The 13368-nt window shown below is 72.8% G+C and carries 11 protein-coding genes; 9 read left to right on the top strand and 2 right to left on the bottom strand.

What is annotated here, in order from left to right:
• Positions 1-17: 17 nt before the first annotated feature.
• Complete coding sequence (locus ACIBG4_RS37090) at positions 18-2741, bottom strand: AAA family ATPase (protein ID WP_397206542.1); 2724 nt, start codon at positions 2739-2741, stop codon at positions 18-20.
• A gap of 72 nt (positions 2742-2813) precedes the next feature.
• Positions 2814-3785, bottom strand: a complete 972-nt coding sequence (locus ACIBG4_RS37085) for an NADP-dependent oxidoreductase (protein ID WP_397206540.1) — start codon at positions 3783-3785, stop codon at positions 2814-2816.
• A gap of 272 nt (positions 3786-4057) precedes the next feature.
• On the opposite strand from ACIBG4_RS37085, the gene ACIBG4_RS37080 reads away from it, so the two are divergent.
• From ACIBG4_RS37080 to ACIBG4_RS37040, 9 genes are all read left to right on the top strand, one after another.
• Positions 4058-4990 carry an NADP-dependent oxidoreductase gene (locus ACIBG4_RS37080; protein ID WP_397206538.1) on the top strand — a complete coding sequence of 311 codons (933 nt, stop codon included), beginning with the start codon at positions 4058-4060 and terminating at the stop codon, positions 4988-4990.
• Positions 4991-5097: 107 nt separating this feature from the next.
• A complete protein-coding gene (locus tag ACIBG4_RS37075; RefSeq protein ID WP_397206536.1) occupies positions 5098-5970 on the top strand; it encodes a helix-turn-helix transcriptional regulator in 873 nt (290 codons plus the stop codon).
• A gap of 191 nt (positions 5971-6161) precedes the next feature.
• Complete coding sequence (locus ACIBG4_RS37070; RefSeq protein WP_397206534.1) at positions 6162-7001, top strand: SDR family NAD(P)-dependent oxidoreductase; 840 nt, start codon at positions 6162-6164, stop codon at positions 6999-7001.
• Between the two features lie 610 nt (positions 7002-7611).
• On the top strand, positions 7612-8391 hold the full coding sequence (locus tag ACIBG4_RS37065; protein WP_397206532.1) for an SDR family oxidoreductase: 780 nt from the start codon (positions 7612-7614) through the stop codon (positions 8389-8391).
• Between the two features lie 60 nt (positions 8392-8451).
• On the top strand, positions 8452-9021 hold the full coding sequence (locus tag ACIBG4_RS37060) for a flavin reductase family protein (protein ID WP_397206530.1): 570 nt from the start codon (positions 8452-8454) through the stop codon (positions 9019-9021).
• A gap of 12 nt (positions 9022-9033) precedes the next feature.
• Complete coding sequence (locus ACIBG4_RS37055) at positions 9034-10407, top strand: amidohydrolase family protein (RefSeq protein WP_397206528.1); 1374 nt, start codon at positions 9034-9036, stop codon at positions 10405-10407.
• Positions 10408-10525: 118 nt separating this feature from the next.
• The gene (locus ACIBG4_RS37050) at positions 10526-10846 is read left to right on the top strand and encodes an Atu4866 domain-containing protein (RefSeq protein ID WP_397206526.1); all 321 of its coding nucleotides are present in this window, start codon (positions 10526-10528) and stop codon (positions 10844-10846) included.
• A gap of 38 nt (positions 10847-10884) precedes the next feature.
• Positions 10885-11601: a PQQ-dependent sugar dehydrogenase gene (locus tag ACIBG4_RS37045; protein WP_397206524.1), complete on the top strand. Its 717-nt coding sequence runs from the start codon at positions 10885-10887 to the stop codon at positions 11599-11601.
• 11 nt (positions 11602-11612) lie between these two features.
• Entirely contained in the window at positions 11613-13262 is a 1650-nt protein-coding gene (locus tag ACIBG4_RS37040; protein WP_397206522.1) for a Na+/H+ antiporter, read from the top strand.
• The last annotated feature ends 106 nt before the right edge of the window (positions 13263-13368 follow it).

Raw genomic sequence — 13368 nt, 5'->3', positions numbered from 1 at the left:
AGTAGTTCAATATTGAATCACTGCTGGTGTGGGGTCCCGAACTCCACCTCCCGCAGCTGCCTGCGGGAGGTGATGTCCAGCTTGGCGAAGACGCTGCGCAGGTGGGCGTCCACGGTGCGCGGGCTGAGGAACAGCCGCTGGCCGATCTCCTTCGACGTGGTGCCCGCGGCGGCCAGCCGGGCGATGCTCTCCTCCTGTGGCGTCAGCAGGACGGGTCCGTGCCCCGGCGGGGCAGCGCCGCCTGCGGCCAGCTCGCGTTCCGCGCGCCCGGCGAAGCCCGCGGCGCCCATCTCGGCGAACAGGGCATGAGCGGTGCGCAACTGCTCGCCCGCGTCGGTCCTGCGGCCTTGCCTGCGCAGCCATTCGCCATAGGACAAGTGCGCGCGGGCCAGGAAGGCGGACGGCTGCGGCTCCTCGGCCGACATCAACCGGACGGCTTCCCGGTGGAAGCGCTCGGCGGTGGAGCCGTCGCTCAGCAACGCCTGGCACCACGACGCCAGCCCGGCCGCCCAGCCGGTGCCCGCCGCAGCGGCCTGCTCGTCCACGCGCCTGGCTGCGGCGGCCGCCAGGTCCGGCCGGCCGGACCGGGCGGCCGCCTCCACGAACTCCATCGCCGCCAGCGGCCACATACCCGGCTCGGTCTGCTCGATGGCCGCGAGCAGTACCTGACACGCCGTGTCGTAGTGGCCTCGGCCGTTCAGCAGCACGGCCTGCGCGAGTTCGGCGAACACGGCCCGCCTGCCGTCCTTGGCCGGGACGTCCTCGGCCAAGGCGCGTCGTCGCAGGTCCGTCAGGGCGGGCTCGTCCCCGCGCCACGCGGCACACATCAGCGCTCCCGGCGTGACCAACGAAGCGCCGACACCCGTGCTGATGCCGGCGGCGATGACCTGACCGTCGCGCACGCGCTGCTCTGCGGCGGCCAGGTCGCCGGCGTGGAGACGGGCCACCGCGAGGTCGTCCAGCGCCCAGCGCAGCTCGGCCAGCGCACCGCTGCCGACGGCGGCGCGCACCCGGGCCCCGGCGATCTGCTGCCAGCGAGGGAAATCCCAGACCGCCATGGCCGCGATCGCCGGCAGCGGGCCCCGTGGTGCCGGGCCGGAGTCCAGCGCTCGCCGCAGCAGGGGCATGGTCTGGCCGGGACCGGCCACGAGCAGGGCGGCGATCGCGGTCAGCAGGCCGTCGGCGGGCTGCGGCGGCTCGGGCAGCGCCGCGACGGCCTCGGCCATGATCCGACGCTGATCCGCGGAGGCGTCGTGGCCGGCCGCGATCGTCACGGCGAGAGCTTCGAGCAGGCAGGCGCGCGCCTGGGGCGGGTCGGCGGCAATGGCGCTCAAGAGCGCGTCGAGGGCGGCCTCGTCCCGATCGGCCGCATATCTGATCCGGGCGCGCACGGTCGCGGCCCGGATCCGCTGCGCCGGATCCGCGTCCAGCAGGCTCACCAGCGTCAGCGCCGCGTCGTCGGCGCCGATCTCCCGCTTGGCCTCGGCGGCGGCCAGCGCGCGTCCGGCGCGGCGGCGTGGGGCGGCGGTGAGCGAGGCGGACAGGCCCAGGAACGCGGCGGTGGCCGCCGCGCCGCCGTTGCGCCCGGCCTGCCCGGCGCTGGCCTCCAGTTCTGTGGCGACGTGTTCGTCAGGGCCGAGCGCGGCCAGGGCGCGGTGCCAGGCCCGGCGGTCGGCGTGCGCGCGGGCATCGGTGGCCTCGGCGAGTGCGAGATGCGCCCGGCGCCTGGCCGGCGCGCCCGCGCCGCGATAGACCGCTGCGCGCAGGGCCGGGTCCGCGAAACGCACCGGGTCAGACAGCTCCACCAGTCCCGTCTCCTGCACCCTTCGGCCGTCGGCCGCATTCAGGCCCAGCCCGGCGGCGGCGCGCCACAGCATCGCCCGATCCCCGGTAGGGTCGGCCGCCGCGACCAGCAACAGCATGCGGCCGGCGGCGCTCAGCGCCGCGACGACGGCGGGCAAGTCGCAGTCCTTCCCCGAGGCCGGGTGAGCGACGGGCAGGAAAGCGCCCGCCGTGACCGCCGGGGACGGGGCCTGGAGCAGCGCGCGGGGGATGCCCCTGGCCTCGGCGAGGATCCTGCGGCGCACCCGCCCATCGACGGGTATGAGCGTGCGGGCGTCGAACAGCGCACCTGCCGCGTCCTCGGCCAGGGGGCCGAGGCGCAGCCGGGGCAGTTCCTCGATCTCGGGCCGAGCCGCCGGGTCGCGCAGCGCGAGCGCCACGGCGACACCGGCCGATGACAGTCCTCGTACCATCAGGTCGAGGGCCCGGGCGGAGGGCCGGTCGAGCCAGTGAGCGTCGTCCACCAGGCACAGCAGTGGCCGGTCCGCAGCGCTCTGTTGCGCCAGCGAGCGCAGGGCGAGCCCCATCGTGAACCAGGCGGGCTCGCCGTCGCCGTCGCCGTCGCCGTCGCCGACGGCGAAGGCGGCCTCGACGGTGGTACGCAGGTACGGCGGCATCCGGCCAAGGTCGCTCAGCAGCGGGGCGAACAGCTGATGGACCGCGGCGAAACGCAGGCGGCTCTCGGACTCGGTACCGGCGGCCCGCAGGACACGAAAGCTCTCGGCCCGGGCCCGCAGGTGCTCCAGCAGTGCGCTCTTGCCGACCCCGGCGACCCCGTGCAGCAAGACCGCGCCCCCACGGCCCGCGCGGGCATGCTCCAGCAGCCGGTCGAGATCCTCAATCTCTGGCCGGCGTCCGTACAGCACCGGCGCGGCACGGGTGGGGCTCGGGTCGTCCATCGAGGCCGACCCTACCCGCGAGGTTCGCCCACCCTTGTCACCTACGTGTGTCGTGCACGTGAAGTGAGCAGATCAGCCGGCCTGGGGGCCGTCGTCCGGGGACAGGACGAGACTAAGGACGATCTTGCCGCGCGTGTGCCGCCGGGCCAGCTCGACGTAGGCGTCGCGGACCCGTTCCAGGGGATAGACGGCATGGATCGGCACGCTGAGCCGCCGCTCGCCGACCAGGGCCGCGAGCCGTTCCACCAGCTCGGGCGAGAAGGCGTCCTCCTGGGCCTGACTGCGCACGCCGTAGCGGCGCACGGCCGCGCCGTCGGCGATGGTGTTGATGCGCCGCGGCGGCACGCCGAGGTCGATGGCGGCCTGCACATTCCCCGCGCCGAAGGTATCGATGAAGGCGTCCACCCCGTTCGGGGCCGCCGCGCGCAGCCGTTCGGCAAGGCCGGGGCCGTGCAGCACCGGCGTGATGCCCAGCGAGCGCGCGAAGTCGAGATTGTGCGGGCCCACCGTGCCGACAACGGTGGCGCCGCGCAGGCGGGCCAGCTGGGCGGCCAGCACACCGACACCGCCCGCCGCGGCCGAGACCACCACGGTCTCCCCCGGCCGGGGCAGCACGGCTTCGACCCCGGCCCAGGCGGTCACGCCCACCGCCGAGAGCGGGGCCGCCTCCTCCCAGCACAGCACCGGGGGCTTGCGGGCCAGGGTGGCGGCGTCGTGGACCACGTAGTCGGCCTGCGCGCGGCGCGGGGCGTAACCGACCACCTCGTCGCCCGGCGCGAAGCCCATCACGTCCTGGCCCACCTCCACGACCTGGCCGGCCAGGTCGTTACCCTGCCCTTCTGGGAAGGCCGCCGGCCACAGGTCGGCGAAGACGCCCTCGCGGATGCCGATCTCGCCGGGGTTGACGGGGGCGACGATCACCTTGACCAGCACCTGGCCGGGGCCCGGCGACGGCCGGGGCACCTGGACGACCTCCAGCACCTCCGGGCCGCCGTAGCGGCTGAATCTGACGGCTCGGGGCACGCGCACGTCTCCGTTCATCATGATGGGTCCTCTCGCCGGGCGCCGCCATCGGGGCGTGACGCGCCCGCCGGTCGCGCCGCGAAGGGCCGGGCCGGCATCAGCGGACATGGTTGAGCTCCCAACGACAGGGGTGGATCGCGAGATGAGGATGGCAGGGCGCGCTCGCCGCCCGCCTCGGCGGAAGTTACTCAACGAATGCGGTGTTCGTGTCTGTATGAGTAATTCTCGCCGATGCCAGTATCGTCCCTGGTCAGCAAGGCTGTAGCGGTGATGGCGAGAGATGGGGGAAGCGGATGAGGGCACTGGTGTCCCGCGCGTACGGGCCCCTGGAGGAACTGTCCGTCGCCGACGTGCCCGTTCCCGTGCCGGGGCCGGGACAGGTACTCATCCGCGCCGAGGCCGCGGCGCTGAATCCGATCGACGTCAAGCTGGTCACGGGCGCGATGCGTGAGACCATCCCGGTCACGCACCCGTTCGTGCCAGGCGTCGACATCACGGGCGTGGTGACCCGGGTGGGGGAGGGGGTCACCCGGTTCGCGGTCGGCGAGCCCGTCCTGGCCTGGAACGGCGTCCGCTCCGGCGCGCTGGCCGAATACGTCGTCGTCGACGCCGGGCCCGCCGGCGCGCGACGGCCCGATGGCCTCGACCGGCAGCGGGCGGCGGCGCTGCCGACGGGTGCACTCACGGCCGCGGCTCTCATCGAGGCTGCCGCGCTCAGGCCCGGCATGACCGTGCTCATCGTCGGCGCCGCCGGCGGCCTCGGCTCCTTCGCCGTCCAGCTGGCCACGCAGGCCGGAGCCCGCGTCATCGCCACCGGCCGCACCACGCAGCTCGCTTTTCTGCACGGCCTCGGCGCCGACGCGGTGATCGACCACACCGCGGGGGAGGTCGCGCCGCAACTGCTGAACCTGCTGCCGGACGGCGCCGACGTCGTGATCGACCTCGCCAACGCCGGGCCCCGGCTCGAACGCAGTGCGACCGCCGCCAGGACGGGTGGCCGGCTGGTTTCTCCGCTCGGCGGCCCGCCCGGCTTCGCCGGCGGCGTGCACGCCATCTACACCGGCACCGTTCCCGTGCCGGGGCGTTTGGACGCGCTCGCCGATCAGGCGGCACGCGGTGCCCTGCGAGTGGTGATCGGCGCCACCTACGCGTTCGCCGACGCCCGCCGGGCGCTCATCGACTTGGCCACGCAGCACGGCCAGGGGAAAGTGATCATCACTTTCTGAACGGTTCCGCACGTTGAAAGGACGGATATGACAGCCCGCACGAGCCCGCTCGGTACGGTCAGGCAGGCCGCGCCGATCAAGGGCCCGATCAAGGCCGGGGACGCGACGTGACCGGGACCCCGCTGGGCGACTTCCTGCGCGCCCGTCGTGAAGCGCTCAAGCCGCAAGATGTCGGCCTTCCGGAGTACGGCCGCCGCCGGGTCAAGGGCCTGCGTCGCGAGGAGGTGGCGATGCTGGCGGGCATGAGCAGCGACTACTACGTCCGGCTGGAGCAGGGCCGCGAGTCCAGCCCTTCGCCGCAGGTGGTGGACGCGGTGGCGCGGGCGCTGCGCCTGGACGCCGCCGCCACCGAGCACCTGTGGCGGCTGGTGCAGCCGCCGGAGTCCCGCACCTGGCGGCGTGCCCAGGACGCCACCGTCAGCCCGCAACTGCTGCAGTTGATGGACGGCTGGTCCGTCTCGCCCGCCTTCGCTCTCGGTCCCGCGCTGGACATCCTGGCCTGCAACGCCATGGCCGCGGCGCTGCACGAGGGCTTCGATCCGCCCGACAACCTGGCCCGCATGGTGTTCGCGGACCCGGCCGGGCGGGAGTTCTATCAGGAGTGGGAGCGGGCGGCGCACTCATGCGTGGCGGAGCTGCGCGCCGCCTACGGCCACGACCCCGACAATCCGCGCATCGCCGAGGTCGTGGCGGACCTGTCGGCCATCAGTGACGAGTTCGCTGATCTGTGGGGCCGCCATGACGTCAAGCCCAAGACCCAGGAAGGCAAGCACCTGCGCCATCCGGTCGTGGGCGACCTGCACATCCTGTTCTCGGCGTTCACCGTCAACGGGGCACCGCACCAGCAGCTCGTCGTCTACCAGGCCGACCCCGCCACACCCACCGCGCAGGCGTTCGAACGGCTGCGCGCCCGCGCCGACGACGCCCTGTCCAAGGCGCTGCGGGACGCCGACGAGGCGCTGACCGCACGAGCCGACTGACCAACCACCGCCACACACGACACGAGAGGCCGGGGCCATGCCCCGGCCTCTTTTCGATGCGCGGCCGGTCCGCCGCGCGGCCCGGTTCCTAGGTATGACACTCCCAGGAAACTCGCGACCTTCTTCCACCTCGCTGACCTGGGCAAACTCGCAGATGTCAGCCAAACGGAACGGAAGCGAAGGACACCGTCATGGCCACCTGGTTCATCACCGGAGCATCCCGCGGGCTCGGCGCGGAGATCGCCCGCACCGCCGTCGCGCAGGGCGACAACGTCGTCATCGCGGTCCGCAACCCGGCCCGCGTGCCGGACGACCTCGCCAAGGACGGCAACGTGCTCACCGTCGCCCTAGACGTCACCGACAGCGCCGCCATCCCGGCTGCCGTGCAGGCCGCCGTCGATCGATTCGGCCGGATCGATGTCCTGGTCAACAACGCCGGCCGCGGGCTGCTCGGCGCGCTGGAGGAGATCAGCGACGCCGAGGCCCGCTCCCTGTTCGACCTGAACGTCTTCGCCCTCATCGACATGACCCGTGCCGTGCTGCCCGTCATGCGGCGGCAAGGCTCCGGCAAGCTCGTGCACATCGGCTCGCGGTCGGGCTTCGAGGGCGAGCCCGGGGTGAGCATGTATTCCGCCTCGAAGTTCGCCGTGGCGGGCATCAGCGAGGCGTTGGCGCAGGAGCTGGCGCCGTTCGGCATCCAGTCGATGGTGGTCGAGCCGGGCGTGCTGCGCACCGACTTCCTCGACGCCAGCTCCCTGTCCGTCGCCGCTGACCGGATCGCCGCCTACGACGGCACCCCGGCCCACGTGACCCTCGATTGGGCGGGCACCGCCAACCACACTCAGCTCGGCGACCCGGTCAAGGGCGCGGCACTGATCTACGAGGTCACCTGCCAGGACAGCCTGCCCACGCACCTGTACCTGGGCCCGGACACTCTGGAGCGGCTGCGGGTCAAGCTCGACCAGATCGAGCAGGATTTGGCCCCGTGGCGGGACAAGTCCGCCGCCACCGCCCACGACGATGCCGCCTGAGCGGGACAAGACATGAGCAGGGGCTACGACACCTGGCTCGTCACGGGCTGCTCGACCGGAGTCGGCCGTAGCCTGGCCGAGCGGCTTCTCGACACCGGTCACCGCGTGGCGGTGGCCGCCCGGGACACCGGCCAGATCAGTGAGGTTCATCGTCAACCTGGCCTCCATCGGTGGGCCGGCCGGGTTCACCGCGGTCGGCTACCACTCGGCCACAAAGTTCGCCGTGGAAGGGCTTTCTGAGAGCCTGGCGCGAGTTCGAACCCCTGGGCATCAGGGTCATGCTCGTCGAGCCCGGCGCCTTCCGCACCGAAGGCCGGCTCCTCCCAGGAGGCGTATCACGCCTCGGTCGGCCGCCAAGCGGGCGACCCCGAGCGTGCGGCCCGCGCTGTGGTGGCCGCCGTGCACTCGCCCAGACCGCCGCTGCACCTGCTGCTCGGCAACGAGGCGTACGACACCGCGATGGCCAAGCTCGCGGCCCTGCGCGCGGAGTTCGAAGTGTGGGAGGCCACCCCCGCGCAGCCGACTTTCCCGCAGACCGATAGGCGGCGGCCGCCAGCCGGTGTTGCCACCAGCACAACTGACCGTACTCATCCTCAAGGAGATCTTTGTCATGACCTCGACTCTGCTCACCGGAACCCCGCTGGCCGGCCGCGTGGCCGTCGTCTCGGGCGCCTCCAGCGGCATCGGCGCCGCCACCGCCCTGCGCCTGGCCGAGCTCGGCGCGAGCGTCGCCGTGCTGGCCCGCCGCAAGGACAAACTGGACGACCTGAGCGCCGCCATTGGCGCCGCCGGCGGTACCGCGATCGCCCTGCCCGTGGACGTCACCGGCCGGGAAGCCGTCCAAGACGCCGCCGCCGAGGTGGCGAAGCGGCTCGGCACCGCCGACCTGGTCGTCAACAACGCCGGCGTCCAGCTCATCTCGCCGATCACCGACTTGAAGCAGGAGGACTGGCAGCGCCAGATCGATCTGAACATCACGGGCGTCATGAACGTCCTCGGCGCCTTCCTGCCGCACCTGACGGCCGCCGCCGAGGCCGGCCGGCCTGCCGACCTGATCACTACCTCCTCCATCGCGGCGACCCGCATCCTGGAGAAGTTCTCCGTCTATTCCGGCACCAAGGCCTACATCAGCCACCTCACCCGGCTGCTGCGCGTCGAGCTCGGTCCCAAGAACATCCGGGTGGCCACGATCGAGCCCGGCATGGTCGACACCGAGCTGCCCAGCCACGTCACCGACCCCGACGCCAGCGCGCTCATGGAGGGACTGCTGACCGAGATCGAGCCGCTGCGGTCGGCGGACGTGGCCGAGACCATCGCCTTCATTGCCGCCTCACCCCGCCACGTCAACCTCACCGAGATCACCATCCTGCCCACCGCGCAGGCGGTCTGACCCGGCCTCCCGCCCGGCTCCCCCCGAGGAGCCGGGCCGGGCCTGGCCAAGGAGCACATCATGGATCCCGCCGGATTCACCCCCTACCCGCTGGAGCAGGTGCACCGGCTCATCGAACCCGGGCCCGTCCTGCTCGTGTCCACCTTCGACGGCCAGCGGGCCAACCTGATGACCAACGGCTTCAACATGCCCGTCTCCCACGAGCCGCCGCTCATCGGCCTCATCGTCGGCCCGTGGGACCACAGTCACGCCGCCCTGCGCGAGAGCGGGCAGTGCGTGCTGGCGATCCCGTCCGTCGACCTGGCCGAGCAGGTGGTCGACGTCGGCAACACCTCCGGCCGCGACACCGACAAGTGGAGCCGTTTCGGCTTCACGCCCGTGCCCGCCGCCACCGTGGACGCGCCGCTGGTGGCCGAGTGCTTCGCCAACCTCGAGTGCACGGTGGCCGACGACCGGCTCGCCGACAACCACCATCTGTGGATCCTGCGCGCGGAGCGGGCCTGGATCGACCTGGGCCGACGCGGCGCGGGCGAGTTCCACCACCGCGGCGACGGCACCTTCTCCGCCAACGCCACCACGGTGGACCTGCGCCACCGCATGACCAAGTGGCAGTACCTCACCCAGCCCTGAGGAGACAACACCATGAGCCCCACCCTGGACGAGCTGCGCCGCCCCGGCCGCCGCATCCTGCTCACCGGAGCCGCCGTCGTCACCATGGACCCGGAGCTCGGCGTCCTGCCCCGCGCCGACCTGCTCATCGACGGCGACCGGATCGCCGCCGTCGGCGTGGACCTGCCCGCCGGCGACGCGCTGGTCATCGACGTCACCGGCGCCGTCCTGGCCCCCGGCTTCGTCGACACCCACCGCCACGCCTGGGAGGCGCAACTGCGCCGCATCATGCCGGACGTCAACGACCTCGGCGAGTACGTCACCTCCACCCTGGCCGGCATCGCCCCCGCCTACCAGCCGCAGGACATGTACGTCGGCACCCGGCTAGCCGCGCTGACCGCCATCGACAGCGGCATCACCACCATGCTCGACTTCTCCCACAACTCCCGCACCGCCGCCCACTCCGACGCCGCAGTCCGCGCGCTGGCCGACACCGGCATCCGCGGCGTGCACGCCTCCATGCGCCCCCACTTCGGCGACTGGGACGGCCAGTGGCCCGCCGACCTGACCCGCCTGCACGACACCCACGTCGTCGGCAACCCCCTGCTCACCCTGCGCCTGGCCGCCCTGGCCACCGACGAGGTCGCCGGTCCCGATCTCGCCTACGGCGAGCACCTCGCCCGCGCCGCCCGCGACCTTGGCATCGGCGTCAGCATCGACGCCGTCTTCGGCCCCTCCTCCTCCGAGGCCATCCTCGGCTGGGCCAAGCAGGGCCTGCTCGGCCCGGACGTCTCACTCATCCACTGCACCGGCCTGACCCCGCAGGCGTGGCAGGCGATGGCCGAGGCGGGCGCCGGCGTCGCGCTCGCCCCCACCTCCGACGCCCAGATCGGCCTGGAGAGCGCGGTCCCGGCCATCGACGAGGCGCTCGCCGCCGGCATCCGGCCCGGCCTCAGCATCGACGTCGAAGTCGCCCTCGCCAGCGACATGTTCACGCAGATGCGCGCCCTGCACGCCATCCAGCGCATGCGCGCCGTCAACGCCGCCTACGGCACCGGCGAGCAGCCCGCCCGCATCGGCGTGGCCGACGTGCTCGATTTCGCCACCCTGCAGGGCGCCAAAAGTATCGGCCTGGGCGACGTCACCGGCTCCCTCACTCCCGGCAAGCAGGCCGACGTGCTCGTCGTACGCGCCGAGGACCTCAACAACATGCCGCTCAACGACCCTATCGGCACCCTCGTCCTGGGCTCCGACGCCCGCAACATCGACGCTGTCTTCATCGCCGGTCAGGTCCGCAAGTGGGCCGGCGCCGTCCTCGACGTCGACCTCACCACCCTGCGCGAGGACGTGCGCGCCTCCCGCGACCGCGTCTTGCACGCCTCCGGTCACGCCGACAGCCGCGTCTGACCGGCCGCACCGTCGCCGGTGCCGACACGACCAGCAAGGCCGGCCCGGCCATCGCCCGGACATTAGCCCCGGCCGGGCCGTCCTTGCCCATCACCTGCCAACCCCATGGAGCCCGTCCATGCTCAGAAATACCCTGCGCCTGCTCGGACTGTTCACCACGCTGCTCGCCTGCGCCGCTCCGCGCGCCGGCCGCCCGGAGCCCGCCCCTCACCCGTACGTCGGCATGTGGGTCACCGCGGACGGGCGCATCCGCCAGGAACTCCTCGCCAACGGCCGCTACGAGGAGGAACGCGACGGCCGCAAGCGCGCCTACACCGGCCGGTACACCGTCAGCGGCACCCACCTCGACTACCACGACGACCTGGGCTTCACAGCCACCGGCGACGTTCGAGACGGCGTGCTCTACCACGAGCACTTGGTGCTCTACCGCGAAACCTGACCGCGCCCGACCCGCACCATCCGTAGAAGGGACAAGCCATGCCACGCACCGTGCCGGCCATCCTGGCATGTACGGCCCTGGCGCTCATCGTGACAGGCGGATGCACCATCACCGCGGCACCCGCCGGCCCCGCTGCTACGACCCCCACCGCCGCCTCCGACGGGCGCACCACCGATCAGGACACCGCCGGCCAGAGCCGCCCGTTCGAACCGGTCACCCTCGCCACCCTGAACACGCCCTGGGCCCTCGCCTTCCTGCCCGACTGCCGCGTCCTGGTCACCGAAAAGGCCGGCAGACTCCTCCTGATCACCACCGGCGGCTCCGTCCAATCAGTCGACGGGGTCCCGCCCGTCTCCACCGGAACCCAGAACGGCCCGCTCGACATCGCCGCCTCGCCCGGCCACACCACCGACCGCCTCATCTACTTCACCTACTCCGCCCCCGACCCCGACGGCGGCCTGCGCCTGGCCCGCGCCCGGCTGGACGAGAGCGGCGCCACCGCCCGCCTCGCCGAGATCGACATCATCTGGCGGCAGGAGGGCGACCGTTCCCCGGGCAAGGTGCTGCGCCTCAACTTCGACGGCTCCACGCCCGCCGACAACCCCGACGCCGCAGCAGGCGGCATACGCGGCCAGATCTGGACCAGGGGCCACCGCACAGGCTACGGCCTGGCCCACGCCCCGGACGGCGCCCTGCGGCAGAGCGAGATCCGGCCGCCTCATCCGCCTTGTGCCCCTCCAGTGACGACCCTTTGAGGAAACCCCCGATGAGCCACCGAAGCATCGAGATCGTGGTCGTCGTGGTGACGGCCGTGCTGGCCCTGACCTGGCTCGCCAGGAGATTCCGACTCAGCGAGCCCATGCTGCTGCTGGCCGGCGGGGCCCTGATCGGGCTGCTGCCCCGCTTCGGCGACATCCCGCTGCCCCCCGAGGTCGTCCTGTTCCTGTTCCTGCCGGCTCTGCTGTACTACGAGTCCTTGACGACCTCGCTGCGCGAGATTCGCGCCAACCTGCGCTCCATCACCCTGCAGGCCACCGGCCTGGTCGTGCTCACCACCGCGGCGGTGGCCATCCTGGCCCACGCCGCCGGGCTGTCCTGGCCCCTGGCCTTCGTGCTGGGCGCCGTGCTCGGCCCCACCGACGCGGTGGCCGTCGCGGCGGTGGCCCGCGGCCTGCCCCGCCGCACCGTCACCATGCTGCGCGCCGAATCCCTGATCAACGACGCCACCGCGCTGGTGCTGCTCGCGGTCGCACTCGAAGCGGCCGTGGAGGGCGTGCCGTTCTCCTGGAGCGGCACCACGCTGCGCGTCACCGTCTCCTACGCCGGCGGCATCGCCACCGGGCTCGCCGTCGCCGCGGTCATCGTCCTCATCCGCCGCCGCTGGCGCGACCCCGTGCTCAACAGCGGCCTGAGCGTCCTGACCCCCTACGTCGCCTTCCTGCCCGCCGAACTCCTCCACGCCTCCGGCGTCCTGGCCGTCGTCACCTGCGGCCTCGCCCTCAGCCAGGCAGGCCCCCGGCTCATCCCGCCGACCGCCCGGCTGCAGGCCGTCTCCTTCTGGGAGGTCACCACGTTCCTGCTCAACGGAGCGCTGTTCGTCCTGGTCGGCATGCAGCTCCCGGCCGCGGTGCGCGGCCTGTCGTCCTTCGCGCTGCCGCAGGCGCTGCTGCTCGCTCTGGCGATGAGCGCCGTCGTCATCGGCGTGCGGCTGCTGTGGTTCTACACCGTCCCCTACCTGGTGAGGCTCCTCGACCGGCGGCCCAGCCAGCGGGAACGGCGTATCGCGGCCCGGCACCGGCTGCCGCTCGCCTGGGCAGGCATGCGCGGCGCCGTCTCCCTGGCCGCAGCCCTGTCCGTGCCCGCCCTCACCGCGCAAGGATTGCCCGTCCAGGACCGCGACGCCATCGTGTTCATCACCACCATCGTCATCCTGACCAGCCTGGTCCTGCTCGGACCGCCGCTGCCCGCCCTCATCCGCTGGGCCCGCCTGCCCGCCGACCCCACCCAGGCCCAGGAGGAGCGCCTGGCCGTCCGCGAGATCACCCGCGCGGCCCTGACCGCCCTGCCCGAGCAGGCCGCCCGCCTCGGCACCCCCGCCCCCATCGCCGACGTGCTCGCCCGCGACCTCGCCGGTCCCGGACGGTACGGCCAGGCGGAAGCGGCCGAGCACGCCCGGCGGCTGCGGATCGCCCTGCTCCAGGTGCAGCGCGCCGCCCTGATCCAGCTTCGCGATCGCCGCCACATCGACGACATCGTCCTGCGCCGCCTGCAAACCCGGCTGGACGCCGAACAACTCCGCCTCGACGAAGAACAGGACGACGCTCAGGCCGCGCCGGCCGAAGTGCGTGGCGGCAGCGTCAGTCGCGGGTTCTCAGCAGCGACACCAGGGCGGGACGCAGGACCGCACGAGTCGTGAGCACGTTCGCTGCCCCGGTCGCCAGCAGCACACCTGCCACCATGCTGCCCGCCAGCGGCCAGGGAACGGGCATCATCGCGACCCCGGTGACGCCGCTCGTGACGGC

The sequence above is a fragment of the Nonomuraea sp. NPDC050383 genome, assembly GCF_044459125.1.
Lineage (GTDB): Bacteria > Actinomycetota > Actinomycetes > Streptosporangiales > Streptosporangiaceae > Nonomuraea.
Note: the sequence above shows the minus strand (reverse complement) of the source record. Positions and strands in the feature narration are given on the sequence as shown.

What these genes read in the sequence shown, in the direction of transcription:
- ACIBG4_RS37090 (WP_397206542.1), bottom strand. Translation starts at nt 2,741, where the DNA reads ATGGACGACCCGAGCCCCACCCGTGCCGCGCCGGTGCTGTACGGACGC.
- ACIBG4_RS37085 (WP_397206540.1), bottom strand. Translation starts at nt 3,785, where the DNA reads ATGATGAACGGAGACGTGCGCGTGCCCCGAGCCGTCAGATTCAGCCGC.
- ACIBG4_RS37080 (WP_397206538.1), top strand. Translation starts at nt 4,058, where the DNA reads ATGAGGGCACTGGTGTCCCGCGCGTACGGGCCCCTGGAGGAACTGTCC.
- ACIBG4_RS37070 (WP_397206534.1), top strand. Translation starts at nt 6,162, where the DNA reads ATGGCCACCTGGTTCATCACCGGAGCATCCCGCGGGCTCGGCGCGGAG.
- ACIBG4_RS37065 (WP_397206532.1), top strand. Translation starts at nt 7,612, where the DNA reads ATGACCTCGACTCTGCTCACCGGAACCCCGCTGGCCGGCCGCGTGGCC.
- ACIBG4_RS37060 (WP_397206530.1), top strand. Translation starts at nt 8,452, where the DNA reads ATGGATCCCGCCGGATTCACCCCCTACCCGCTGGAGCAGGTGCACCGG.
- ACIBG4_RS37055 (WP_397206528.1), top strand. Translation starts at nt 9,034, where the DNA reads ATGAGCCCCACCCTGGACGAGCTGCGCCGCCCCGGCCGCCGCATCCTG.
- ACIBG4_RS37050 (WP_397206526.1), top strand. Translation starts at nt 10,526, where the DNA reads ATGCTCAGAAATACCCTGCGCCTGCTCGGACTGTTCACCACGCTGCTC.
- ACIBG4_RS37045 (WP_397206524.1), top strand. Translation starts at nt 10,885, where the DNA reads ATGCCACGCACCGTGCCGGCCATCCTGGCATGTACGGCCCTGGCGCTC.
- ACIBG4_RS37040 (WP_397206522.1), top strand. Translation starts at nt 11,613, where the DNA reads ATGAGCCACCGAAGCATCGAGATCGTGGTCGTCGTGGTGACGGCCGTG.